Source organism: Klebsiella sp. I138, from assembly GCF_051131765.1.
Taxonomy (GTDB): domain Bacteria; phylum Pseudomonadota; class Gammaproteobacteria; order Enterobacterales; family Enterobacteriaceae; genus Klebsiella.
The window spans coordinates 4404523-4429608 of the sequence record NZ_CP180447.1 but is presented as its reverse complement, the minus strand read 5'-3'; the positions used below and the strand labels follow the sequence as shown (position 1 = coordinate 4429608).

Here is a 25086-nt window from a genome sequence, read left to right as displayed (position 1 = left end):
TCGGGCTTCTTTCTCCCACCGGTTTATTTTTTCATCTGCGATAAAATGACCCGACACTGGTTCGCATCCCCTTGCGCAGGCGACACCAGCGCCAGTAGCGCTGCGGCGGGCGTGACTAATGTCGCCAGCGCCGCCGCTACCGCGCCACGGGCTATCAACGGGCCAGCCTTCACCCCGGCATCCGGCGATTGAAAGGTTCCGCGCACATACAGCGGGGAACGCAGGGTAATGATACGCAGCCCCTTACTTTCCGGGTCGATAGTCAGGTCGAGCTGTTCTGACGCAAAGCTGGCGGTACCGGTGACGTTAATCAGCGCATTTTCGGTATCAAAGGCAAAAATCTGCGGTCGCGCCACGCCGTTTACCACATTGATGTTTGCCGCCGCACAGTTCACCCGCACCTCATCATCGCCAAAAATCTGCCCGATAACATAGTTACCGACGTTCAGGCCGAGGATTTCCATCAGGTTGCGGCTAATCAGGCCATCGTTCATCAGCAACTTCAGATTGCCGTTGCTGTTGCCTAACAGCGCCGCCACCGAATTGCCGCTCCCGCGCAGCTGCACGTCGCCATTCATCTCTCCGAGCGTCTTCTGCATCATCTCGACCTTCGGCATCAGGGCCTTGAGCTTCAGGCGCCGCGCCTGCAGGTTAGCTTCTCCCTGCAGCGGTTTCTTATTGCCCTGAAGATGAAGGCTGCCGGCTATCGTACCGTTCGCCAGACCAAAGCGCAGCGGCTGCAGGCGCAGGTCTCCCTGTTCAAGGAGCACATGAGTGCTAAGATCGCTTACCGGCAGCGTACCTCCGTGCTCAATTCGCCCGCCCTTAAAGCGCACATCGGCATCCATCAGCTGCCATTTATCGGTATCAAAACGATCGTAGGGCAGCACTTTCCCCGCGGGCTGCGCTGAGGCCGCGCCTTTACGTTGTTCACCCCCGCGGGCTTTTGTAGCTGCATTCACACCAATGAGCGGCCCGAGATCCACCAGCCGCAGCTGGCGCGAAGCAACATCGCCTTCCAGCTTCGGCCGCGGTTTACCGGTGGTATAGGTTAAGGAGCCGTGGATATCACTCTCGCCAATACGCCCGTTAAAATCACGATAGGCGAATTGCGCTCCTTTGCGTTGGTCAAAGGTGGCTCGTAGATGTCCATCGGTTGAGAAAGCGGGCGTATCCGGGAGCACTACGCCGGTCAGGTCGTACAGATCCCGCAGCGAATCGCCGGAGAACTTCAGGCGTAGATCCACGCCCCCGAGATTGAGGGGATCGCTGACCGTACCGGTAAAGGCAACCCGGGTATTGCCGCAGCGAAAGTCCCCCTGCAGCGGAAAGGGCGCGCCCTCGCTGCGCAGCGCCAGCATGCCGCCGATTTTTCCGCTACCCTGCAACGGCTGTCCGTGGTAGGTCCCTTTCGCCTGCAGGCCAAAAACGTAGTCTCCGGCTTTTTCTGCCCCCTCCTTGTCTTTCTCACCGCTCACTTCACTGAAAGGCAACGGCTTGCCGAGGGGATCGACCAGGATCGTGATATCCGCGCGCGTCACCTTGTCATCAATGACGATCCGCCCGCGATCGAACAGAATATTATCCAGCCGGAAAGACCAGCTGGAAGGGGTGGATTGATCGGTGGAAGCGGCGCCGGAGGCCAGCGTAAAGGTCCAGTTATTATTTTTTTCCGTCAGCCTAATCAGCCGGGCATCGGGCTGTTCCAGCTTAATCCACGGCAGATAAACGGTTCTGGTGAGCAGCGCCAGCGGTGCCAGAGTGGCTTCAACCCGCGGCAGATGCACCATGGTGACCTGAGGGATGTCCGGCGGGTTGCCGAGAACAATATCTTCGGCATGAACGTGCGGCCAGGGGATCCAGCTCCGCCAGCCGCGCTCGCCAGGTTGGCGCTCCCAGACCACGCCCAGGTCACCGCGAATCGCAAATGGGCGATTCAGCTCGGCAGACACCTTTTGGTTAATCGTGGGCTTCAGCCGGTTCCAGTCAAAGGTCGCCAGCACGATGAAAAACAGAACGATCGATACAAGTATCGCTCCCGAGATAATGGCAATCGTTTTACGGGTTCTGGTCATCCCCTCTCCGCTCCTTTGCGTCTCGTCAGTCCTGAATATAGTTGAAAAGCACATCTTGCTCTGACAAATGCGCTTTTCGTCACATTACGCGCGTCAGGTCAAAAAAATAATGGAACATTGTTTTAATATAATTGACCATAAAAACAGCGCGGCGCACACTAGCGCTCATTCGATTCCATCTCAGGTCATGATTATGTCTAAAAAAATTGCCGTCATTGGCGAATGTATGATTGAGCTGTCAGAGAAAAACGCGGCGGTAAACCGCGGATTTGGCGGCGATACTTTAAACACTTCCGTCTATATTGCGCGTCAGACCGATGCCAGCGCGCTCGCCGTGCACTACGTTACCGCGCTAGGTACGGATGCATTCAGCCAGCAGATGCTGGATGCCTGGCAGCAGGAAAACGTCCACACGGATCTGATTCAGCGTATGGCCGACCGTTTACCGGGGCTGTACTACATCGAAACCGACGATACCGGCGAACGCACGTTTTACTACTGGCGCAATGAGGCGGCGGCAAAATTCTGGCTGGAGAGCGAGCAGGCCGCCACCATCTGTGAAGAGCTGGCAACCTTTGATTACCTCTATCTCAGCGGGATAAGCCTGGCCATCCTCAGCCCGTCCAGCCGCGAAAAACTGCTGACGCTGCTGTGCGAATGCCGTGCGAACGGTGGGAAGGTCATTTTTGATAATAACTATCGGCCACGTCTGTGGGCCAGCCAGGAAGAGACCCGGCAGGTCTATCAGCACATGCTGGCCTGCACGGATATCGCTTTCCTGACGCTGGATGACGAAGATGCGCTGTGGGGTGAAAAGCCGGTCGATGAGGTCATCGCCCGCACTCATGCCGCAGGCGTACAAGAAGTGGTGGTGAAGCGCGGCGCGGATTCATGCCTGGTGGCCATCGCCGGCCAACCGCTGCTGGATGTACCGGCCGTGAAGCTGCCAAAAGAGCGCGTGGTAGATACCACTGCGGCAGGTGACTCGTTTAGCGCCGGTTATCTGGCGGTACGCCTGACCGGCGGCGATGCTGAGTCTGCCGCCAGACGAGGCCATCTGACGGCCAGCACGGTCATTCAGTATCGTGGGGCCATTATCCCGCGCGAAGCGATGCCGCAGTAACCCGGACAACACGTTCGCGCCGCAGCCCAGGAAAGCTCCCGGGCCGCGGTTGGATTACTGTGCGGGGGGAATATCCGAGGCGTCGCCATGCACTTCCGCAGTGCTGCTGCCGCTGGCTGCGGCTGCCGGGGCAGGCATCATCAGCCTTTCCCATGTCGCCTTCAGATCCTTCATGTTGTATTCCGGCTCGCCCTGCGGTTGTTGCAGCACCAGCGCCATATCCTGCGACAGCTGCTGGCGCAGATACTGGTTCAGCATATCTACGGTCAGAGAATCCAGAAACTCCTGACGCAGCTTCTGATACTGCTCCGGCGCGATATCCACCACCTGGTTTTGCAACGAACGAATGCGCTGGCTAATCAGGATGTCGGTATCGGTGCGCGCGTAGGTCGCAAACAGCTTTTGCAGTTCCAGGTTTTTCTGCGCAATCAGGGCATCAAACTCTTCTTCCGGCAAGCCGTTATCGCGCACCTTCGCCAGTTCACGAGAGACGGCTGTCAGGTTTGCATTGAGCTTATTGCCCGGTGATTCAATATTAATGGCGCACTGGGCACGCTGATACAGTACCCGGCAATCGAAGCCGAGGTTCACGTCTTTGGCATTGTTTCTGCTCAGGCTCTGCTGAACGTGCCAGAACAGCGCTTCGCGCGCCAGATCGTCACGCCAGTAACGTTGCAGTGCCACCGAGTCACGAATCGGCTGCCACGGGGAATCCCACATGATTGACAGCTTATCCTGACGCACCGTATTGGTCATGATGCTGACCGGCGTCGTCGGAAGCGGCGCCAGCGTCGGTACCGCAGCCGGCGTTTCGCGTTTACCTTTCAGCTCGCCGAAGTTCTTGCTGATCTGTTCCGCTACGCTGCGGCTATCGACGTTACCCACCACGATCAGCGTCATTGCATCCGGGGTGTACCATTTCTGGTAAAACGCCTTCAGCTGCGCAATATCGACCGGTTTTTTCAGCGAAGCGCCTGGGTCATGGCCCAACATGGTGGAACCTTTCAGACGATAGCGCCACCAGCCGTCTTTAGTGTCCAGCGGCCAGGTGGCAACCATATCATCCCCCTGCAGGGCATGATTCACCGATTCCGGCGTCACCACCAGCTTTCCGCTGGTATCCGACAGCCAGCTCAACGCCTCTTTCAGCAGGTCATTGCGGTTATTCGGCAGGCTGAGATTAAACATGGTGTAGCTGTACGAGACGATCGCGGGCGGTAGCGGACGATTGGGATCGATGCTTTGCTGCCAGAGCGAACGCGCCTGCATCGTCGGCAGGCTACCGCTCTGCGTCAACGCCAGGCGAGGGATAAAGTGGCTAAAGCCGCTCTGCTGAGTGCTTTCACTCAGCGAGCCAATATTCACGAACAGGCGGACTTCAATACGATCGCTAGGACGCTGAGGCGTAGCTAAAACCTGCCACTGTAGCCCATTCGCGAGAGTCCCCTGTTGCCAGGCCGGGTCCGGCTGGAGCGCTTCTGCTTGCACATAACCGGCTGCTGCCATCATCAGCAAACCACCCGTTAACAGTCGAATTTTTGTGCCCTGCATGTGAACCCCTGATGAACATTCCTGGTTACAAAAGCAACCCGCGCGCGGGCTGCCAAAAATATGGTGAACGAAGTACGTCGGTTAGACCACGCGGAGATGAAAATGTCGCACGGAGACGTAAAATAATCATTTCGTATCATTCCCCTGCTCCGGGGAATGATACCTAATTATGCGCAGGAGCCCGGAGTCCAGCAAGGACAACGGGCCTAACAGAAGGATTTAAGAGGATAATTCGTGCGATTTGTTGGCCGGCTCGCGGTTATTCAGGACATCGTCCAGCTGTTTGCTGTCCAGTTCTTTGACCCATTTTGCCACGACGATAGTCGCCACACCGTTGCCTACCAGGTTAGTCAGCGCACGGGCTTCAGACATAAAGCGGTCAATCCCGAGGATCAGCGCCAGGCCAGCGACCGGTAAATGCCCCACCGCAGAAATGGTTGCCGCCAGAACGATAAAGCCGCTCCCCGTCACACCCGCTGCGCCTTTTGAGGAGAGCAGCAGCACAACCAGCAGGGTAATCTGGTGGAAAATATCCATATGGCTGTTCGTCGCCTGGGCAATAAAGACCGCCGCCATCGTCAGATAAATCGAGGTCCCATCCAGGTTAAAGGAGTAGCCGGTTGGAATCACCAGTCCCACCACCGATTTACGACAGCCCAGCTTCTCCATCTTATCCAGCATGCGCGGCAGCGCGGATTCAGACGAAGAGGTTCCGAGCACAATCAGCAGTTCTTCACGGATATAGCGGATAAACTTGAAAATGCTAAAGCCGGCCACCCGGGCGATAGAACCCAGTACCACCACCACGAACAGGATACAGGTGATATAGAAGCAGACGATCAGCTGACCCAGTTGCACCAGCGAACCCACGCCGTACTTACCGATGGTAAAGGCCATGGCCCCGAAGGCACCGATCGGCGCAAGGCGCATAATCATGTTGATGATGCCGAAGATGACCTGCGAGAAACTTTCGATGACGTTAAAAATGAGCTGGCCTTTGCTTCCCAGGCGATGCAGCGCAAAGCCAAACAGCACGGCAAACATCAGAACCTGAAGGATGTTCCCACTGGCGAAGGCGCCGATGACGCTGCCGGGGATAATATCCAGCAAGAAAGCCACGATGCCTTGTTCTTTCGCCTGCTCGGCGTAGACCGCTACGGCATGGGCATCAAGGGTCGCCGGGTCAACGTTCATTCCGGCGCCGGGTTGCACCACGTTAACAATGATCAGGCCGATAATCAGCGCAGCGGTACTCACCACTTCGAAATAGAGTAGCGCCACCGCACCGGTGCGACCGACGGCCTTCATGCTTTCCATCCCGGCAATCCCTGTGACAACAGTACAGAAGATAACCGGTGCGATAACCATTTTAATCAGTTTAACGAAGGCATCGCCGAGAGGTTTCATCTGCGCGCCCAGTTCCGGGTAGAAATGGCCCAGCAGAATACCGATGGCAATGGCCGACAAAACCTGCACATAGAGGCTTTTGAAGAGAGAGGTTTTCATAGGGTGTCCTTTGGGTAAAACCACAGACCTTGAAGGGGTATTGGGTGTCTGTGGCTTAAAAGTAACACCAGGGAAACATTTCAGAAATAACTAACCGCAATAATGCAACGGAATTGTTAAAAACTTTGAGCTGACACGCATAAGTTCACACTCGCGTTACAGACTTTCACCCTCTTCATCAGTGCCCCGCAAGAACTGCGCCATAAAAGCCTCCTGCGGCAGCGCGCAGCCAAACAGGAACCCCTGAACCACATCCACCCCCGCCGCCTGCAGCCAGTGATACTGCGGCTGCTTTTCGACCCCCTCTGCCACGATGCGCAGATTAAGCCCGCGTGCCAGCTGGATAATCGCCGGGACCATGCTGGTATCCTCCGGCAACATATCAATAAAGGCTTTATCGATTTTCAGGATATCCACCGGCAGGGATTTCATATGCTGGAGCTGACGCAGCCCGGCGTAGCCCATGCCAAAATCATCCAGTGCAATCCGCACGCCTGCATCGCGCAGCGGGCGCAGCAGCGACACCACCGTTTGTGGATCGTCCAGATGACGGCTTTCCGTAATCTCCAGCACCAGCGTTCCCGGCGCAATACGGTAGCGTTCAAGTAACGTCAGCATCTCCGTGCCACGATCGTGGTGCAGCAGCTGTAACAGCGAAACGTTCACCGACAGCGGCAACATGATCCCCTGGCTTTGCCATGCGGCCAGCTGGCGACAGGCTTCTTCCATTACCCAGTGGCCCACCGGTACCATCAGCCCACAGGCTTCAATACGCTCAATCAAATCAGGGGGGAGCGACCAGCTGCCGTCCGTCTGGCGCTGGCGGAGCAGCACTTCCGCTCCGCAGACGTCACCGCTGGCGGCCTCTATCTGCGGCTGGAGCCAGATAGCGAACTGATGATTATCCAGCGCCGTCAGGATATCGTGTTCTTCCATCAGCCGACGCTGGGCTTTTTCCATTTGCGCCGGGTCGAAGAATTCAATCTGGTTTTTACCTTTATGCCGTGCGGCGATGGCGGCAGAAAATGCCCGACGATAGAGCTGTTCCGCACTCAGTTCGCCGTTAAACATCGCGATCCCCACGCTGGCGCAGGGGCGCAGCTGAATCCCCTGTAGCGGCAGTCGTTCATTAATAACAGTGAGCACTTGCTTACTTAATGTCACCGCGTGCCACGGCTCGCTCATCCCGTGGGCCAGAATGGCGAAGTCATAGCCGCTAATCTGGGCCAGCACCATCCGCGATGGAATAATCCCCCGCAGCTTCTCCACCAGCGTCAACAGCAGGATCTCGCGCTGAGTCTCTTTCAGTACCCCCGCCGTGTCCTGCAACGTTTCACAGGCGATGACCAGCAGCGCTGAGCTTTGCGGCCTGGCGACCGTCTGCTCCAGCAGGGCCATTAAAAAAGCCTTATTCGGCAGCTCGGATACCGGAAAGCGAGTGGACTGCAACGTCAGTTCATCGTGCTGGCGCAGCAGGGTTTGCTGGTTGCGGTTATAGCTACGGACCAACAGGCCAATTTCATCATCATGATGCAGTCGCGGCAGCGTCAGCTGGTGCCCGAGCCGGTCCTGGGGCGAAACATCATTGAGCTCGCGGGCAAGCTTACGCAGCGGTCGCACAATCAGCCGGTTAATGCACCATGTGATAGATACCGTCAGAACAAGTACCAGCAAGAAGTAAGCAGTCACTAACGTAGAAAGCACGCTCATGACAAATTTGTAGGTCTGCCAGGAGTCGGCCTGGAGCACCAGATAGGCTATCGGCTGCGGGTTAGCCGGTCTTTCCAGGGAGTAAATCGGCAGCGATATCTGTACCGGGAGTTCGAAAATACGGGTGACCGTCACCGGCACCGGACGCTCCGGGATAAAACGCATCCGCAGCGCCTGAAACTGATTAGGCAACACGACATCAGCCCGGCTGACAATACCAGCAGGCTGAATACGACCCAGGATGGCTTCCGCCTCGGGGATATCCGCTTTCAGGATAGCCGCCGATAGCGGTTCGCGAACGGAACGAGCGATACTTTCTAATTGCGTGGCCGTAATGAAGCGACTCTGTTGCACAAAGTGAAACAGCAAAATAGAACAAAAGACCAATACAAATGCCATGGACACGCCCGCGACCATCGCCATCTGTTTAATTGTAAGTGAACGGCTGACGCGCAACTGTGTTCTCCACTGATACTTAACACATACCCGGTTTAGTTCCATCAAAACCGGTCGTTTTCAGGCTGATTATATACTTAAATCCTTCGCCCGCGCCCGTAAGGCGTGAAGTGATGTCTTCAGGTTATTTTCCCGGATTGCGGCTGATGCCTGGTCCGGTCTACACGGCGACACGGCCGCTCCGGCCAGGTCTCCCGGTAAGGGCTGCGCCACCGGGGAAAAACGGCCGGTGTTGACAAAAACGAGCGAAGTTTGACGAGTATACGCGAACAGGCGGGTGGAGTGACGCCCGATCGCGTAATTCAGGCTATTCTGCTACCAGTCCGCATAAGGAACCAGCGGCTGCGGCGGCATATCCATGTCACCCTGCCAGCCGGCTGCCGAGTAGCGAACGTAGAGCAGCGCATGGCTCGGGGTATAATCCTTCGCCTGCTGAATATCCACCGCTGCCCCGACGAACCAGTTTCCGGTGACCCGCCGCTCAACCAGCGCCCGGGCGGTATAACCAAAGCCCTGGCTGCTGCTCCCTTCCTCCGTCAGTTGACTGGCATCGGCACGGTATTCTGAGGGAATCAAATTCAGTAACGGATAGCGCGCCATGGTTTTGGTGCGCGAGTGGGACCAGGAGACGGATCCGCCCAGCTCCCAGGACCAGTTTTCGGTACGCTGACGCCAGGTGACCGGCACGGCGAACGAGATATACTCCTGCGGACTGTAGTAGCCGCCCTGGCCCAGGGTATAGCCGCTCAGGTCTTTGTCATAGTGCCAGAGCATATTGTTCAGGCCAACCGTGACGCGGCGGTTATCTTCATTGATGACTTTATAGTAGTACCCGGTCATCCAGCGCACGCGCCAGTTATCGGCCACGTTTTTCCCCGTGAGCTGATCGGCGCCCAGGGAAGACCAGACGCCGCTGGCTTCGCCCTTATCGTAGCTCAGGCTCACGCCGCCGCCGTCTGCACGCACGCCGCCCCAGGTTGTCCCGGTATGGCTGCTGCTGTCTTTCTGTCCGCCAAAGGCGAGCAGGGAACTGGAAATCGGCCGACGATGCATATTGAGGGTATAGCCAATCGGCCCGAGATCGTTGCTGTAGCTCAGACCACCCACCACATCAACCACGTTAAAGCCCATCGGCGTGGTGCCAATATCACCGCTCCAGGTCGCGTTCTTCCAGCCTACCGCAACGCTGGCCCCACCGTCGCTCTGGTTCTTGCTGCCGCTGGTACAGGCGATTTCACCGCAGGTACCCCAGTTTGGCGAATAGCTACCGTCGCTGTTCGTTGAGAAGCTACCGGCGTCCATATTGACCAGGTCGGTACGGAAGAACATCCGTCCGTCGGCGAGCGGCGCATCCACATGCAGCATGGTGGTGTGCGCTTTGAGATCGGAATAGCCGCCTGTGCCGCTGGAGCCCCAGAAATCATGTTCCAGGGTGACGTTAAGATCCTGCTGGCGATACAGATCCGCAGCGTTACTGCGGATCCCGCGCTTCAACCAGTCATCGCTGCTGTCGTTACGGGTCAGGCGGGTAAAGGCGTCGTTATCCTGCGGACGAACCGTGGTCACGCCAGAAGCCACCATCGCGTCTTTGTAACTCTCCAGCGCCTGCTGCGGCTGGCCGTTCTGGGTCTGGAAGCGGGCCGCATCGCGCAGCACCAGCGCACTTTCCATTGACGGCGGCTGTGCTTTTGCCTGCGGAATAATACGGTTAAAAATTTGCCGGGCCTGGGCGGTATCGCCAAAGCCAGCGTTCGCGAGGGCCACCCGCCGCTGCATATTGATGGAGTCAGCCTCACCGTCCTTCAGCTGGCTGACCTGCGCGCGCGCGGCATTTTTATCGCCTTCAGCAAGATAGACTTCGGCCAGCCCCAGACGAGCATCACCGTTATCGGCTTCTTTACTCAGCACCGCGTTGTACTGGGCAATCGCCGTCTGGTTATCACCGCGCTGCTGCGCCCAGTCCGCAAGCGTAAGCTCGTAGCGTACCAGCGGCGGCTGCTGCTGAATCAGGGCGATTGCGCGCTCTTCCTGGCCACTGTCGCGTAGTTGATTCGCCTGACGTATCACCTTATCGCTCTGCAGGCGCGCATCCAGTTCACGAATGTTATCCGTCCATTGGCTGCGCGGCAGGGCGTTGATCTGCGCCAGCGCCATGTCATCCTGATTATTACCGGATAAATAAAGGCCCCAGGCATAAACTCGTTCGGCATCGCCCGGCTTGCGGCTAACCATATTACGCATCAGCGTATCGGCCTGTGCCTGCTCGCCTGCGCTGACCAAATCACGGGATAAGCGGTAGGTAATCCATACGCTGTCCGGATCAAGCGCCAGGCGTCGGCGCTGCACTTCTGCCGCCTGCGCCCAGTTGCTTTGGCTCTCCAGCGCTTCGGCCTGTTTTTCCAGCCGTTCATTGGTCAGGCTACGTTCGATATCATCAATGCTGCGTCGCTGAGCCGGCGACAGGCTGGCGATATACGCGCTGGCTTTTTCAGGCGATTCAGCACGGTAAAGGTTAGCCAACCCGCGAACCGCCAGGTTGTTGCCGCGATCCATCCGCAGGGTACGCAGATAATAACGCTCCGCTGCGGCATTATCTTTGCGCGCCGCCGCCACGTCACCGAGCCCGAGAACCGCATAGCTGTCCGTGTTGTCGACCCGCTGTGCCTGAGCATAGTCATTTTGCGCCTGATCCAACTGCCCGGCCTTCAGCGCGTTATCGCCCTGTTTGATAAGCAGCCAGTAGCGGTTCGTCTGTAGCAGGCTGTCCCATTTATCGCGATTCGGGCTTTTCGGATCCATGGCGATCGCTTTGTTCAGCTGTGCGACGGCCCGGGCTCTGTCGCCACGCTGCGAGTAGGCCTGACCCAGCGCGCCCACGGCATCGCTGTCCCTGGCATCGGCGCGAACGGCCTGCTGTAAACTGGCCACGGCCTGAGCGGGGTTATCACTTTTGACCGCCGCCAGTCCTTCAGAGCGGACGCGGAATGCCGGATCCTGAAGTTGAGCCTGCTGCTGAGCGAGCAACACGCGGGCATTCGCTGCCGATTCGCCGGTTGCGAAGAGGGTCAGGAAACGCTGCAACTCCTGTACGCTGCCCCGGCTGACCGGCATATCTTTGATTTCACTGAGCCACATATCGGCCGCGGTACCGCGACCGGCGGCCGAACGCGACATTTGCTCTAAATAGGCAAACCCTTCCGCCGGTTTATTGTCAGCGAACATCTGTTTGGCCAGCGCCGCCTGCAGATCAGCATTGCCGGGAGAGCTGGCATCCAGCTTCTTCAACTGGGCGACAGCTTCTTTATGCCGGGCAGGAAGACGCGCCACCAGCGTCCAGTACTCAACCGCCAGGGTCTGATCGGGCGGCACGCCGCCAAATAATTTTTCAAAGGCAGCCACACCTTCTTCGACACGCCCCGAGACGCCCAGCAGGCGCGCCTGCTGAAGCTCCTGGCGCCCGTCGCCGGTATTGAGGTTCATTTCGCTACGGGAAGATTTCAGCTCTGCGGAATCAGGGGCCAGCGTCGCCAGCTTGTCGAGCTGTTTTTTCGCGCCAGCGGTATCGCCCTGGCGCAACAGGTAACGCATTCGTGCGGCAATGAATCCCGGGTTATTCGGGTCAATCAGCTCCAGGCGATAGAGGGATTGCTTAACCAGATCTTCACGATGACTCGCCTCGCCCAGCCGTACCTGCTCCAGCAGATGCTCCTGGGCAGGCGTTGTCGCCGCCTGTGCCAACGGCAGCAGGGCGATCCCCAGAGACAGCGTGATAATACTTAATCTGAACTTACGCATTCCTGGTCCCAGTCAGGTCGTAATTCGCCACCCTCAGTGAAACGAAAACGATGTTGATCCCATCCCTGGCCAAAAAGAGTCAGGACTGCACTATAGTAGGCATCTGCGCCTGGATAGTGGTCTGCGACGCGCTGGCGCTGTATTGCCCGGGCGTCATCGTTTTGCAAAAACGGTAGCATTGACGCTGAAAATCCGACCGGACCATTCCCGGTTGTTTTACCGGTCGCAATATTCGCTTTTTCCGGCGGCACGCCCTGGCGAACCGTCTGTGCTTCCATCGGTTTAAAATGTGCCAGCAGCCGCGCTTTTTGTTTATCGCCGTCGTCCAGCATGCCGACCCACAGATAGACGCGAATCGCGTCATAGCTGCCCAGGATCGGTTTGTCGGCATTCAGCTGCCAGCCTTGTCCTTTTTCATACCGCACCCAGTCAGGAGAGAAACCTTTGGGCGCCGTCTCCAACAGAAAACGTAAATTGCTGTCGCGCAGCTTCGGCCAGGGAGCGCCAAAACGGCTAAAGTAGCTGGCAAGCTGCGGCGGAAGATAGCTGGGGTTAAAGCGCCAGCCTTTATCATCGGCAAAACCGACTTTACCTGGCAGCACCATCGGCCCAATTCCCGGCACATCCGCGACTTCTTCATCGGCGATGCGCGACAACAGCGCTTTACCCACTTCGGTATACTGCGGCACCTGCCACAAACGGCCGGCTTCCAGCAGCGACCAGGCTATCCATAAATCGGAATCTGACGCGGAGTTGCTGTCCAGCAGCGTCCACGACTCATCGCTCTTCTTACCCCACAGCCAGCCCGGCAGGCGGGCACGCAGATCGCCCGCCGCCAGGTTGTTCTGGGTCCACTGGAACAGCTTGCCGAACGCATCGCGATCGTTTGCCGCCAGCGCGAAGAACAGCGCATAGCTTTGCCCTTCGGAGGTCGTGATTTTGCGCGAATCGGCAGGATCAACCACCCGCCCTTCCGTGCTCACATACTCTTTTTTAAATTGCTCCCAGGCCGGCCACTGGCAGGCGGCGCTGACCTGCACCGCCGCCAGCATCAGAACCGACAGGATGACTCCGCGTACCGGGTTCATCATGGTTTACTCATCATCATCAAGGTGGAGGCGACGACGGCTGACAATACGCAGCATACGCCACAGCACCCATGCCAGAAGGACAATGCTGACGGCTGCCAGAATCGCCAGCAGCACCGGATGGCTGGACAGCGCAAACCAGATACGTTCAAACCACGGCAGGTGACCCACATAATAGACGTCGCCCACGCGCAGGCTGTTCACCCCGGATTCGCGAATGACCGCGGCGGAACCGAACATGACCGCCCGCTTGCCGCTGTCGTTCAGCGCCTCGTTCAGCAGTTCGTTACCGCGCGGGCTATCCGCCAGCAGCGCCACGACGCTACGTTGATCGTAATAAGGCGACTGGAAGCCGATGATGGCCGCCATCGGCCCGGAGGAGGTGATATCCGCACGCGTATTTGGCGTTCTGGCATCATCATCCGGGTAAATGCTCGGCAGATCGTAATGACGCATCGGCATCTTCACCCAGCTTTTCGTCGCATCGACCAGCAGGTTGATTTTGGTTTCATCCTTCAGCGCCGGCGGGATCGCGCCAATCAGCAGCAGATCGGCATCTTTATCCTTAATTTTGGTGCCATCATCGGTGACCTGCATATTGATCGCCGCCAGGCCGGTCTGCGCGCCGATGCCGCCAACGGATTCCAGCAGTGTTGCGACCTGACCCTGAGTCGGTGCAGGCGGCACCACAATCAGGGTGTCGGAGAGATCGGCCATCCGGCTATACGGGAAGCCCGCATTGGCAAATACGCGCAGGTCCGGCATGGCGATAAAGTGGTAATACTTCGAGAAGTCGATCGTCGAGTCATCGCCGATCACCACGTGGTTCTGCACCGGCTGGAAGGTGATGCAGTTATCGATAGACCCACCCGGCATCGGGTTCATGTACTGGAAATCAAAACGCAGCTGGTTCATCGCCCCAAGGCGCAGCGCCGGGATACTGACGTTAGACTTCCCGTCCAGCAACCCCTGCAATACCGGCAGGCGCAATATCAAATTATTCACATCCTGAGAGCTGTTCAGGCTGAAGGATTGCAGGAACTGGTCATTGAGGCTGATATCCATACGCGAGCTGTCTTTGATCGGCGGCATGGTGTAGCGATAGTTCAGCTTCATATCAATGCCGTTGGCGCGCAGCAGATAGAGATCCGGCGGCAGGTTCAGCGCCACGTTAATCGAATCCGGCACCAGGCCACTGGATTGCAGCTGCTGTTCGTAGGTTTTCAGCTCGCCAAATGTGACTTCACGGTCGGTGCGTACCCAGTTCGGCGCGTCATAAGGTTTACGCGCCTGCAGTTCTTTGACGTCATCGACCACCACGCTGCTGCCACGGAACAGAATATTGCCCTGCGCAATGCCTTTGGCGGCCAGCAGCAGGTCTTTATCATCACGCCCGAAGACCACCAGCAGTTTGACGTACGGGTTGTCCGGATGGTTGATCATTTCGATAGTCGGCGCCTTCACCGGCGGATGTTCACGCAGGAAGTCCGGGCGCTTGTCGTTGGTCGCAAACACGATGGCGTTGCGATCCGGCAGGGAGTTAAACAGCACCGGGAATGCCTGGCCGCGCCAGCCGGCTTTGCTGCCAAACCAGGAGGCCACGATCGCCGCAGCCTGCTGCTGCTGCGCATCCGGCGAGGAGGCGAAAACCATCGGTAGCGTCAGAGGCCGGTTGTCCCGGGAGTCATAGAACGGTACCGGGAAGTGCGACAGGTCGTTACGCACGGCCAGCGCCTGATAGGTCAGGTCCAGGTTGCTGTCACGCCCGATGTCCAGCCATAGCGTGCTGCTGGCCGGGTTTTCACACACATCGCGATAATGGCCGACGAACACCAGACGCACGCGGTTAAAATCGGTGATATACAGGGGATCGATAGGGATCTGCGCGCTGACTTTTTTGCCCAGCTGCTCTTTGGTGACTGGCAGAACGCCCATCAGTTCATCATTGAGGTACACCTTCAGCTGCGACTGCACCGGCAGCAGCGAGGGTGACGGCGTATAGTCGAGATTGAGCAGGGCTTTCGTGACGACCTCATCACTACGCATACCGAATTCTACCGCACCGTCAGGATGCGCCCCGCGCAGTATCATACTGCCCGGAGCCGGAGCGATGCTGGCGAAGGAGAGCTTCACGTCGCGGCTTGGGACATTCTCCATCACCACGGCAGGTGCCGCGGGGTCCGCAAGCGTTGCCGTCGGCTGATTAGGGGCGATGACAGGGGCTGGTGCCGTCAGGGCGCCGGCTACCGGATCCGCCGCCACAGGCGTCGGTGCCGCAGTAATCGCTGTGGTGGGTTCCGCAAAAGAGGCGAAGGAATACCACCCAGCCATTCCCACCGCCACTGCACAAATTAAGGAGAGTTTTCTTTTCATCGCATTATCATCATTGTTGAGCCATTTCTGGTTCTGAAGAGAGTATCGCCGCGGCACGTTCAGGCCGACGGGGAACAAACGAGACTATCCAGGCAACCAGCATGGTGAGCGAGCGGAAAATAACCTTCACCGACGGCGGTGAGAACTCCGCCAGGTGACGATATCCACGGAACCCCAGCTTCAGGATATCCAGCAGGCTTTCCATCGGTTTATCTTCCGGGAAGCTATCCTGCCAAAGCGCCCACGTATCAGCACGGGCAAACGTACACTGTACAAAATCAATATGTTGTTGATTGGTCAACGGCATCAGCTGCAAACCAACTTCGCTGCCGTTCACGCGCGCAACCCTGACCGGGAAGGCATATTCTTGCTGTCCGCGTTTGAGCAGCAGATTCACCTTCTGCCCTTCCAGCACCTGCGCCTTACCGTGAATTTTGATCCCCAGACCGCCATCGGAATAGTCATGAACGGTACAGGAGAACAGGTGACCATCTTCGCGGGCAATCGCCGCCGGCATGCTCATTTCCACGCGGTGCGAGCGACGGACCTGCTTACTCTCCACTGAGACCGCTACTGCACCCCCGAGGATAATCAGGTTATAGAACACCCAGATGATACTGACCCAGACGGTCAGGACTTCATTTTGCGGGCCATAGAAATGACGCCAGATACCGGCCGCCACGCCAACCAGGTTCAGCAGCACCAGATAGATATAGGGGCGGGAAATGACCCAGTCGACGTATTCGTCTTCTACCAGCCCCCCTTTCGCCGTCACGTTGAACTTGCCTTTATGCGGGTTAATCAGCGCAACAAAGGTCGGCGGGGCGATATACCAGGCCAGCGTCGTTTCGTAGATTTCGCTCCAGAAAGAGTGGCGATATTTACCCTGAATCTTCGAGTTCGTCAGGCTTGCGTGGATCATATGCGGCAAGACGAAAAGCGCGATCATCAGCGCCGGCGCATAGATGATATAGGCGTGCAGCAGTAAAAACGCCAGCGGCGCGATGAGGAAGATTAACCGGGGAATACCGGATAAGAAGTGCATCATCGCATTGACGTAGCAGATCCGCTGGGCGAACTTCAATCCTTTACCAAACAATGGATTATCCAGTCGGAAAATCTGCACCATGCCACGCGCCCAGCGAATACGCTGGCCAATGTGCGCCGAAAGGCTCTCGGTCGCCAGGCCCGCGGCCTGCGGAATACGCATATAGGCGGAAGTGTAGCCGCGACGGTGCAGGCGCAAGGAAGTGTGGGCATCTTCGGTAACCGTTTCAACGGCGATACCGCCAATCTCATCCAGCGGGCCGCGACGAATCACCGCGCAGGAGCCGCAGAAGAAGGTCGCGTCCCACATGTCGTTACCGTCCTGCACCAGGCCGTAAAACAGCGTGCCTTCGTTCGGGGTTTTCCGGAAACGGCCCAGGTTGCGTTCAAACGGGTCGGGCGAGAAGAAATGGTGCGGCGTCTGCATCATCGCCAGCTCTTTCTCTTTCAGGAACCAGCCCATGGTCATTTGCAGGAAGGAGCGGGTCGGAACGTGGTCGCAGTCGAATATCGATACAAATTCGCCTTTGGCGTACTTCAGGGCGTTGTTGATATTCCCGGCCTTCGCATGCTCGTGGGTCGTTCGGGCGATGTAATGCACGCCAACATCTTTGGCGAACTGGCGAAACTCTTCCCGTCCGCCGTCATCGAGGATCCAGATATTGAGCTTATCTTTCGGCCAGTCGATACCTTGCGACGCATAAATGGTGTTTTTCACCACGTTAAGGTCTTCGTTATAGGTGGGAACGAAAATATCCACCGTTGGCCATTCGGCCATATCTTTCGGCAGCGGCACCGGCTGACGATTCAATGGCCATACCACCTGGAAGTAGCCCAGAACCAGTACCACCCAGGCATAGGTTTCAGCAAACAACAGCACGATACCGCACACCAGGCTGACAGGATCGTCCCAGTTCAGCGTCGAGGTATAGCGCCACCAGATGTAGCGACACGAGACGGTCAGCGAGAGAACAATCAGCATCAGGGCAGAAAAACGCCCCGGGATACGGCGCACCAGCAGCGCCACGCCCCACAGCAGCAGCAGGAAAATAAACTGCGAAAGCGGGTTAAAGGGCTGGGTAATACACAGCAGCGCCAGCACCAGAGAGAACGTCACCACCACGCCAAGAATCGTCTTGCGCAGTTTCGGGCTGACGTGCGCCAGCTCTTTATGTTTATTCAGATGGCCGGTGCGGTTGTTCATCCGTTCGGGAAGTTCATCCAGCCACTGCGTGTAGCGCCCGTGCACCCCTTCCAGGGCGACAAACGACCGCCAGTTGGCCTTTTTATCCGCCTCGGGTACACGCGTTGCCAGTAGCCACAGAGACTGGAGCAGATAGCGCAGCGGGTCCAGCAGGCGCGGGCGATGAGGATTGATATGTGGAAAATAATCATGGTGATTTGTCAGAATCGCCTGCCAGCGCGGCGTTTCCAGCGGCATCAGCGCCCAGGCCAGCGACGCCCACAGGCAGCCCAGCGCGGCGGAAAGCCACGAGGCACCGTGCTGGCGATAGTCGCTGTAGCGTTCGCTCAAACGTTCCGCGACCGGGGGGGCCAGCAGCAAGGTGCTCAGGCGCATCATTGCGTCTCCTTGCCGGAATAGTGCAGTAAACACCAGTTGGCGAGGGTCAGTATCTCTTCGGCGGCCAGCGAGTCATGGCGATATTCTCCGAGCGGCTGCTTCGCCGCCAGGCATTCCGCCATCGCCTCATCACGATGGACCGTGATCGGCAGAATACGGCGCTGGCTCTCAAGCCACAGCTGATATAAATCTTCCTGTAGCTGGCTGCCGACGCGCAGATCGTTGATCAGAATATCGCCATTCGCCGGCAGCGCCTGCTGATGCAGACGAATATGGCTGTTGCCATCCGGATGCACCACCACCAGCGTGCGATCGCAGGCGCTAATCAGCGCGCGGGTCAGCGGAGAATATCCTTCCGGTAAATCCAGCAGCAGCCAGCGATGATCGCCCTGCTGGGCCAGCTTCTCCACCATCCCGGCAAGAGGCTCCAGCGTCGGATACAGCTTATCGACGTTCTCTCTCTCCCCGGGTGACAGCAGACCGAAGGGCAAAATATCGATATGCGAGGTGTAGCGGATGCCGGCGTCACGCCAGTCGCGCCCGTCAATCAACGAGCGCGCCCAGCCATCACTGTGCGTCGCATCAACGTTGAAAAAATAGCGCAGCATATTGTCCGGGCTGGCGTCGATCACCAGAACCGTTTCACCGAGTAGCTGTAACGCCCAGGCCAGCGCAGCGGTAATCGACGTGGTGCCCACGCCACCGCGTATACCCTGTAATCCAAGAATAGCCATCGACGGCGTCCTTACTTTTTCTCTGCGAGTTCAGCCAATAATGGCCAGCGTTTCAGCGCCGCGGCTAACTGCTCGCGCCGGGAAATGTCGTGGTAATCAATTTCGGGCAGAGAAAATGCCCGGCTTAAAGCCAGGAAATCATTTTGAAAGGTATAACCCAGCGTTGCATCTGAAGGTACTGCAGGCTCTTTTCCCGGCATTTCGCTGTCCATTCAAAAAACACATAAATAAAACCCGATGTGTAAAAGGCTCATTCTCAAGTCACCTATATATGCTAAAACTGATACCCTTTAATTTCAATGTTAGGTTTACTCTGACGCTTTCGCTAGTAAACTGATCCAGTATGAATCAGGGCTCACGAGGAACGACGTGAATATCGTTTATACTTTAGGTATTTCATCATTATGGGACGAAGTCTGTCATATGCCCGTCGGGGGCGTGTGGTGGCTCAATGTCGACCGCTATACTGACGCGGTAAGCCTGCTCAATCATACCCTGGCGGCCCAGGATAAAGAGTGTAAGGTCGCCGCGATTGTCATGGGTGAAAAACCAAATAAAATTATATCATTAGACAAAGACCGTGGCCCGGAAAAAGTGGCATTATTCAGCATGCCTGACCTGACGGCAGGGCTGGAAGAAATGCATCGTGATTTACTCTGCTCGGTCGATCCTGCCAATTATTTTTTTATATTGCTGTGTGCGGAAAATGCCTGGCAAAACATAAAAAGCGAGAAAATAAGCGAGTGGGTAGAAAAATCTCACCGATGGGCTAAATATCATCAATGTTCCTTATTAATACTTAATTCGGATAATGATATAGACCAGCAGCTTTCACCGTTATTACACGAATATCGCGCACTTTCCGGGCTGGCAAGCATTCGCTATCAGGGTGATAATTTTCTCTATGATATTGCCTGGTGGGGCAGTGAAAAAGGCATGAGCGCACAGCAGCAGCTGACCGTTATTCAGGATGACGAAGGCTGGCGGCTGGCGGAAAACGAAGAAGCGACGGTGCAGCCGCGCAGCGATGAGAAAGTTGTCCTGAGCAACCTGCGGGTACTGGAAGGCGCCCCTGCGCTGTCCGAATACTGGACACTGTTTGATACTAACGACGCCGTATTTAACGCTGCCCGAACCGCGCAGGCGGCGACGCTGTTGTTTTCCGTAACGCAAAATGAACAGATTGAGCAGCTGGGGCGCTATATCCACACGCTGCGCCGCCAGCGTGGCAGCGCGTTGAAAATCATCGTGCGCGAACAGCTTCCGAGCCTGAGAACCACCGATGAGCGGCTGTTACTCAGCAGCGGCGCTAATATGGTTATCCCTTTCAGCGCGCCGCTTTCCCGCTGCCTGACACTGGTAGAAAGTGTACAAAAACAGAAGTTTACCCGACATATTCCGGAAGATTTCGCCACCCTGCTGACCTGGAGTCAGCCGCTCAAACTACGCGGCTACCAGAAGTGGGGAGATTTCTGCTCTGCGGTACATAACATCATGGCCAACACCATGCTGCCTGCGGACAGTAAGGGGGTAATGGTCGCGCTGCGTCCGGCTCCGGGGCTGCGCGTCGAGCAGGCGCTGACGCTGTGCCGCCCGAATCGCATGGGCGATATCATGACGATTGGTAACAACCGATTGGTGCTGTTTCTGTCGTTTTGTCGCGTAAATGACCTGGACACCGCGTTAAACCATATTTTCCCGTTGCCCACCGGCGATATTTTTTCCAACCGCATGGTCTGGTTTGAAGATAAACAGATCACGGCAGAAATTTTGTTGATGCGGGGCATTGCGCCGTCGCAGTGGAACACGCCGTTGCCCATCACGGTGGAGAAAAACACCCCCATCAACGCGACCCATGATGGACGCAGCTGGCGACGTATTCCCGAGCCGCATCGTTTGTCTACCGACAGGGAGAAAACGTCATGATGTCCATCAGTGATATTCTTCAACTGGTCATGCTCTGTGCCCTGCTGTTTTTTCCGCTGGGATATTTGACGCGCCACTACCAGCGCCGAATTCGCACCACCTTACGTTTGATGTTCTTTAAACCCCGTTATGTCAAACCGGCTGGCGTGTTACGCCGGGAAGCAACAACTCAGCAAGGCAAACTGAATAAATGACGAATGCAAAAACTAATGCGACGCCGCTGCCGCTTTGGCAGTACTGGCGTGGCCTGGCCGGTTGGAATTTTTACTTTCTGGTGAAGTTTGCGCTGCTCTGGGCGGGATATCTTAATTTTCATCCGATGCTCAACCTGGTCTTTCTCGCATTTTTACTGGTTCCCCTGCCAAAATATAAGCTGCACCGGGTACGGCACTGGATTGCCATTCCTCTCGGCATCGCCCTGTTCTGGCATGACACCTGGCTGCCGGGTCCGGAGAGTATTTTCAGCCAGGGTTCACAGCTTGCCGGCTTCAGCGCCGATTATCTCTGGGACCTGGTGACCCGCTTTATTAACTGGAATATGGTCGGTGCCTTCTTCCTGCTGCTGGTGCTGTGGATGTTCATCAGCCAGTGGCTGCGCGTGACGGTTCTGGTTTCCGCCATTATGGTTTGGCTGGCGGTCAGCCCGCTGCTCCCGGCCTTTACCTTGTGGCCTGCGGGTCAGCCAACCACGGCCGCCGCGACCACCGCGAAGACCAACACCACAACAACCGCCTCGGCGGGCACTCCCGCCGCCAGCGGCGATATTCCTGCGCAAACCGAACCGCCGACTTCGGCGAATTTGACCAACTGGCTCAACGCGTTCTATGCCTCAGAGCAGAAGCGCAAGACCCCGTTCCCGGATCAGCTCCCGGCAGATGCACAGCCGTTTGACCTGCTGGTTATCAATATTTGCTCGCTGTCGTGGTCTGATATTGAAGCCGCCGGGCTGATGGACCACCCGCTGTGGAAGCATTTTGATATTGTGTTCAAAAACTTTAACTCGGCGACGTCCTACAGCGGACCGGCGGCGGTACGTCTGCTGCGTGCCAGCTGCGGCCAGCTGTCGCATTCAAACCTCTATCAACCGTCGGGCAGCGATTGTTACCTGTTTGAAAACCTGGCCAAACTCGGCTTTACCCAGCAGCTGATGCTCGGCCACAACGGCCAGTTCGGCGACTTCCTGAAAGAGCTGCGCAGCTTAGGCGGGATGCAAAGTCCGCTGATGGATCAAACCGGGCTGCCGGTCAGCCTGCAGGCGTTTGACGGCTCGCCGGTCTATGACGATTTAGCGACCCTGAACCGCTGGCTGGAAACCGAAAATAAACAGGGCAACGCGCGTAACGCGACCTTCTACAACATCCTGCCGCTGCACGATGGCAACCACTTCCCGGGCCAGAGCAAAACGGCGGATTACAAAGTCCGCGCGCAGAAACTGTTCGACGAGCTGGATAACTTCTTTACCGAGCTGGAAAAATCGGGCCGCAAAGTGATGGTCGTGGTGGTTCCGGAGCACGGCGGCGCGCTGAAGGGCGACAAAATGCAGGTTTCCGGCCTGCGCGATATCCCGAGCCCGTCTATCACCAACGTACCGACGGCGGTTAAATTCTTCGGGATGAAGGCTCCGCATCAGGGTGCCCCGGTGGTTATCGACCAGCCAACCAGTTATCTGGCCGTATCGGAGCTGGTGGTGCGCGCGCTGGACGGTAAGATGTTTACCGAAGATAACGTGGACTGGCAGCAGTACACCGCTAACCTGCCGCAAAGCGCAGCGGTCTCAGAAAATGCTAACGCCATCGTTCTGCAGTACCAGGGGAAACCTTACGTTCAGCTGAACGGCGGAAGCTGGGTACCGTACCCGCAGTAATCCCTTACATGGCCGCAGGGGCAAGCCCTGCGGCCAGTATTTGACCGGTCTCTCAACCCGCTCTCTCCCCTTATCCTATCGCTACTCCTCTCCCGAAAAACCCGCTGCCCCACAGGCACGCGGTCTCCTGTGGCACACGCCGGCCAAAAAACGCAGTGACAGCGAACGCCTGGGGATATACGATATATATATGAATCATTACGGAACATATATACATGGGAATCGTAAAAATCTCTGACCTGCTGCATGACGACATCCGCGACGCCAGCAAGGCCATGTCACGCTCGGTGAATGCTCAGGCGGAATACTGGATCCGACTGGGGATGATGAGCGAGCTCTACCCGGAGCTTAACCACCAGCAAATCAAGATGATGATGCTTAAATCGGGATCCGATCGTTTACTGGAGGTCATCAATGCCATCAATTCCCATTAAAACGGCGGATGAGTTAGCCCGACAGCGCCGGGCAGGCGCGCTGCTGGCCTCGGTATTTGACATGCTGGATCAGCATATTCAGCCAGGCATAACCACCATGGAGATCAACAACCTGGCGGAGGCATTTATCGTTAATCAACTGCATTCGCGCCCGGCCAGTAAAGGGCAATACGATTATCCTTACGTGTTAAATACCTCGGTGAATGAAGTGATTTGCCACGGTATGCCCAAAGAAACGGAACACCTGAAATCAGGCGCGATCGTCAACGTCGACATTACGCTGGAAAAAGACGGCCTGATTGCCGATTCCAGCAAGATGTACTTAATCGGTGACGTTTCGCCGCTAGCCCGTCGTCTGGTGAAGAAAACGTACGAAGCGATGTGGAAAGGTATCAAAGCCGTTAAGCCCGGCGCCACGCTGGGCGATATTGGCCATGCCATTCAGAGCCATGTCGAAAGCAACGGCTACAGCGTTGTCCGGGAGTATTGCGGGCACGGTATCGGCCAGGAGATGCATGAAGAGCCGCAGGTACTGCATTATGGAAAGCCTGGCGAAGGTACCGTATTGCAGGAAGGCATGGTCTTTACCATCGAGCCGATGGTCAATCAGGGCGATTGCCGGACGAAAATCAAGAAGGATGGCTGGACCGTGGTAACCCGCGATAAGAAGCTCTCTGCGCAGTGGGAACACACCGTCGCCGTCACCGCCGACGGCGTCGAAGTCCTGACGCTACGCCAGGACGAAAACATCTCGCACTAAGCCGTTCAGGCCTATCGATACAGCCTTCAGCACGCCATAGGGTGCGGAAGGCTGGACAGATTATCGATCGTGTCCTGCCAGCCAGACCAGCAGTTTCAGGCTGGCGGAGTAGTAATCATCCTGAGCGGTAATTTGCGGGTCGCCCTGCGTCTCGCCCATCGTCAGATCGCGAACCGCCAGCAGGCCGCCGGTCATAAACCACGGGGAAACGTTATCAGTACTCACGTTAATCCATGCGGGCGTTTTCAGCCGCGGATAGCTCTGGAACCAGTTTTTCCACGGCGTCAGTAAGGCGCTTTGCGGATCGGCCCAGTAGAGATACAGCGGGATACGAATGGCGTCATAGCTCATGCGCGGCGGCCACTCTTTCGCCGGTTCCATCTTACCGTCAGCTTTCAGAGCAACCCAGTCGGTAGGAAGCTGCGTTTTGCCCCATGCCATTTTGCCCAGCAGCGCCTGACCATCGCTTTGCAGCTTGCGCCAGGCGGTCAGGTGCGTACGTGCGGCAAAGGCCTGCCACGCCGGGAAAATAAAGTAGGAAGGATTAAGGTTGAGATGGTCGTTGCGGTTGAAGCCTTTGGCGCCGGGTAGCATCACCTGATAGCCGGCAAAGGTCACCACCGTATTTTTCAGCAGCGATGCGGTAATGGCGTCTGACGCATTTCCGTAGGCTTTATCCCCCCACTGCTGCTGCGCGCGCAGCAGCGCCCAGGCAATCATGGTATCGCCATCGGTCGCATCGTTCTTGTCAGCAATAGGGTTCGGCGCGACCGGGTTGTAGCGCCAGTAAAAGAGTCCGTTGTCTTTATTGCGTAGCGTTTTATCCGTCCATTGCCACATCTTGTCAAAGGCCGGTCGATCGTTCTTCGCAACCGCCAGCAGCATCGCGAACCCCTGACCTTCGGTATGGGAAATATTCCCGTTACCGGTATCGACGATCCGCCCGTCAGCCATCAGAAAGCGTGATTTATAGCTTTCCCACGCGGTGTCTGCCCACGCGCGGGGAAGGACCATCATCGTCACCATGACTGCGATTACAGCACGCAAAGACATATGTTCACC

General features: G+C 56.9%; 17 protein-coding genes. 6 read left to right on the top strand and 11 right to left on the bottom strand.

Annotation, left to right across the window (positions count from 1 at the left end):
• Positions 1-23 precede the first annotated feature (23 nt).
• The gene (locus ACMYSK_RS20630; RefSeq protein WP_434638270.1) at positions 24-2075 is read right to left on the bottom strand and encodes an AsmA family protein; all 2052 of its coding nucleotides are present in this window, start codon (positions 2073-2075) and stop codon (positions 24-26) included.
• Positions 2076-2268: 193 nt separating this feature from the next.
• Between ACMYSK_RS20630 and ACMYSK_RS20625 the strand changes: the two genes are divergently transcribed.
• A complete protein-coding gene (locus ACMYSK_RS20625; protein ID WP_434638268.1) occupies positions 2269-3198 on the top strand; it encodes a sugar kinase in 930 nt (309 codons plus the stop codon).
• 54 nt (positions 3199-3252) lie between these two features.
• On the opposite strand, the gene ACMYSK_RS20620 is transcribed toward ACMYSK_RS20625, so the two are convergent.
• From ACMYSK_RS20620 to bcsR, 9 genes are all read right to left on the bottom strand, one after another.
• Positions 3253-4749: a M16 family metallopeptidase gene (locus ACMYSK_RS20620; protein ID WP_434638266.1), complete on the bottom strand. Its 1497-nt coding sequence runs from the start codon at positions 4747-4749 to the stop codon at positions 3253-3255.
• A gap of 219 nt (positions 4750-4968) precedes the next feature.
• Positions 4969-6255: a dicarboxylate/amino acid:cation symporter gene (locus tag ACMYSK_RS20615; RefSeq protein ID WP_434638264.1), complete on the bottom strand. Its 1287-nt coding sequence runs from the start codon at positions 6253-6255 to the stop codon at positions 4969-4971.
• A 156-nt stretch (positions 6256-6411) separates the two neighbouring features.
• Positions 6412-8421, bottom strand: a complete 2010-nt coding sequence (gene hmsP / locus ACMYSK_RS20610; protein ID WP_434638262.1) for a biofilm formation regulator HmsP — start codon at positions 8419-8421, stop codon at positions 6412-6414.
• 315 nt (positions 8422-8736) lie between these two features.
• Positions 8737-12216, bottom strand: a complete 3480-nt coding sequence (gene bcsC, locus ACMYSK_RS20605) for a cellulose synthase complex outer membrane protein BcsC (RefSeq protein WP_434638260.1) — start codon at positions 12214-12216, stop codon at positions 8737-8739.
• Positions 12198-13307 carry a cellulose synthase complex periplasmic endoglucanase BcsZ gene (bcsZ, locus tag ACMYSK_RS20600; protein ID WP_434638258.1) on the bottom strand — a complete coding sequence of 370 codons (1110 nt, stop codon included), beginning with the start codon at positions 13305-13307 and terminating at the stop codon, positions 12198-12200. Before bcsZ ends, bcsC begins: the two co-directional genes overlap by 19 nt.
• Positions 13308-13310: 3 nt before the next feature.
• Positions 13311-15677 carry a cellulose biosynthesis cyclic di-GMP-binding regulatory protein BcsB gene (gene bcsB / locus ACMYSK_RS20595; RefSeq protein WP_434638256.1) on the bottom strand — a complete coding sequence of 789 codons (2367 nt, stop codon included), beginning with the start codon at positions 15675-15677 and terminating at the stop codon, positions 13311-13313.
• A 10-nt stretch (positions 15678-15687) separates the two neighbouring features.
• Positions 15688-18306 (bottom strand): UDP-forming cellulose synthase catalytic subunit, encoded by a 2619-nt coding sequence (gene bcsA, locus ACMYSK_RS20590; protein ID WP_434638254.1) that lies wholly within the window; start codon positions 18304-18306, stop codon positions 15688-15690.
• Positions 18303-19040, bottom strand: a complete 738-nt coding sequence (gene bcsQ / locus ACMYSK_RS20585) for a cellulose biosynthesis protein BcsQ (RefSeq protein WP_434638252.1) — start codon at positions 19038-19040, stop codon at positions 18303-18305. Before bcsQ ends, bcsA begins: the two co-directional genes overlap by 4 nt.
• Positions 19041-19051: 11 nt before the next feature.
• Complete coding sequence (gene bcsR / locus ACMYSK_RS20580; RefSeq protein ID WP_434644258.1) at positions 19052-19240, bottom strand: cellulose biosynthesis protein BcsR; 189 nt, start codon at positions 19238-19240, stop codon at positions 19052-19054.
• A gap of 169 nt (positions 19241-19409) precedes the next feature.
• Between bcsR and bcsE the strand changes: the two genes are divergently transcribed.
• The 5 genes from bcsE (at position 19410) to map (ending at position 24024) form a co-directional block, all read left to right on the top strand.
• Positions 19410-20966, top strand: coding sequence for a cellulose biosynthesis protein BcsE (gene bcsE / locus ACMYSK_RS20575; protein WP_434638250.1), 1557 nt, complete (start codon positions 19410-19412; stop codon positions 20964-20966).
• Entirely contained in the window at positions 20963-21160 is a 198-nt protein-coding gene (gene bcsF / locus ACMYSK_RS20570; protein ID WP_434638248.1) for a cellulose biosynthesis protein BcsF, read from the top strand. Before bcsE ends, bcsF begins: the two co-directional genes overlap by 4 nt.
• Complete coding sequence (gene bcsG, locus ACMYSK_RS20565) at positions 21157-22830, top strand: cellulose biosynthesis protein BcsG (RefSeq protein WP_434638247.1); 1674 nt, start codon at positions 21157-21159, stop codon at positions 22828-22830. Before bcsF ends, bcsG begins: the two co-directional genes overlap by 4 nt.
• A 215-nt stretch (positions 22831-23045) precedes the next feature.
• The gene (locus tag ACMYSK_RS20560; protein ID WP_004868736.1) at positions 23046-23264 is read left to right on the top strand and encodes a ParD-like family protein; all 219 of its coding nucleotides are present in this window, start codon (positions 23046-23048) and stop codon (positions 23262-23264) included.
• On the top strand, positions 23245-24024 hold the full coding sequence (gene map / locus ACMYSK_RS20555) for a type I methionyl aminopeptidase (protein ID WP_434638245.1): 780 nt from the start codon (positions 23245-23247) through the stop codon (positions 24022-24024). The genes ACMYSK_RS20560 and map overlap by 20 nt, the downstream gene beginning before the upstream one ends.
• Positions 24025-24084: 60 nt before the next feature.
• Here map and ACMYSK_RS20550 read toward each other — a convergent pair whose 3' ends face one another.
• Positions 24085-25077, bottom strand: a complete 993-nt coding sequence (locus ACMYSK_RS20550; protein ID WP_434638243.1) for a glycosyl hydrolase family 8 — start codon at positions 25075-25077, stop codon at positions 24085-24087.
• Positions 25078-25086 lie beyond the last annotated feature (9 nt).

What these genes read in the sequence shown, in the direction of transcription:
- bcsB (WP_434638256.1), bottom strand. Translation starts at nt 15,677, where the DNA reads ATGAAAAGAAAACTCTCCTTAATTTGTGCAGTGGCGGTGGGAATGGCT.
- bcsC (WP_434638260.1), bottom strand. Translation starts at nt 12,216, where the DNA reads ATGCGTAAGTTCAGATTAAGTATTATCACGCTGTCTCTGGGGATCGCC.
- ACMYSK_RS20625 (WP_434638268.1), top strand. Translation starts at nt 2,269, where the DNA reads ATGTCTAAAAAAATTGCCGTCATTGGCGAATGTATGATTGAGCTGTCA.
- ACMYSK_RS20620 (WP_434638266.1), bottom strand. Translation starts at nt 4,749, where the DNA reads ATGCAGGGCACAAAAATTCGACTGTTAACGGGTGGTTTGCTGATGATG.
- bcsQ (WP_434638252.1), bottom strand. Translation starts at nt 19,040, where the DNA reads ATGGCTATTCTTGGATTACAGGGTATACGCGGTGGCGTGGGCACCACG.
- ACMYSK_RS20550 (WP_434638243.1), bottom strand. Translation starts at nt 25,077, where the DNA reads ATGTCTTTGCGTGCTGTAATCGCAGTCATGGTGACGATGATGGTCCTT.
- bcsR (WP_434644258.1), bottom strand. Translation starts at nt 19,240, where the DNA reads ATGCCGGGAAAAGAGCCTGCAGTACCTTCAGATGCAACGCTGGGTTAT.
- bcsA (WP_434638254.1), bottom strand. Translation starts at nt 18,306, where the DNA reads ATGATGCGCCTGAGCACCTTGCTGCTGGCCCCCCCGGTCGCGGAACGT.
- ACMYSK_RS20615 (WP_434638264.1), bottom strand. Translation starts at nt 6,255, where the DNA reads ATGAAAACCTCTCTCTTCAAAAGCCTCTATGTGCAGGTTTTGTCGGCC.
- bcsG (WP_434638247.1), top strand. Translation starts at nt 21,157, where the DNA reads ATGACGAATGCAAAAACTAATGCGACGCCGCTGCCGCTTTGGCAGTAC.
- bcsZ (WP_434638258.1), bottom strand. Translation starts at nt 13,307, where the DNA reads ATGATGAACCCGGTACGCGGAGTCATCCTGTCGGTTCTGATGCTGGCG.
- map (WP_434638245.1), top strand. Translation starts at nt 23,245, where the DNA reads ATGCCATCAATTCCCATTAAAACGGCGGATGAGTTAGCCCGACAGCGC.
- bcsF (WP_434638248.1), top strand. Translation starts at nt 20,963, where the DNA reads ATGATGTCCATCAGTGATATTCTTCAACTGGTCATGCTCTGTGCCCTG.
- ACMYSK_RS20630 (WP_434638270.1), bottom strand. Translation starts at nt 2,075, where the DNA reads ATGACCAGAACCCGTAAAACGATTGCCATTATCTCGGGAGCGATACTT.
- ACMYSK_RS20560 (WP_004868736.1), top strand. Translation starts at nt 23,046, where the DNA reads ATGGGAATCGTAAAAATCTCTGACCTGCTGCATGACGACATCCGCGAC.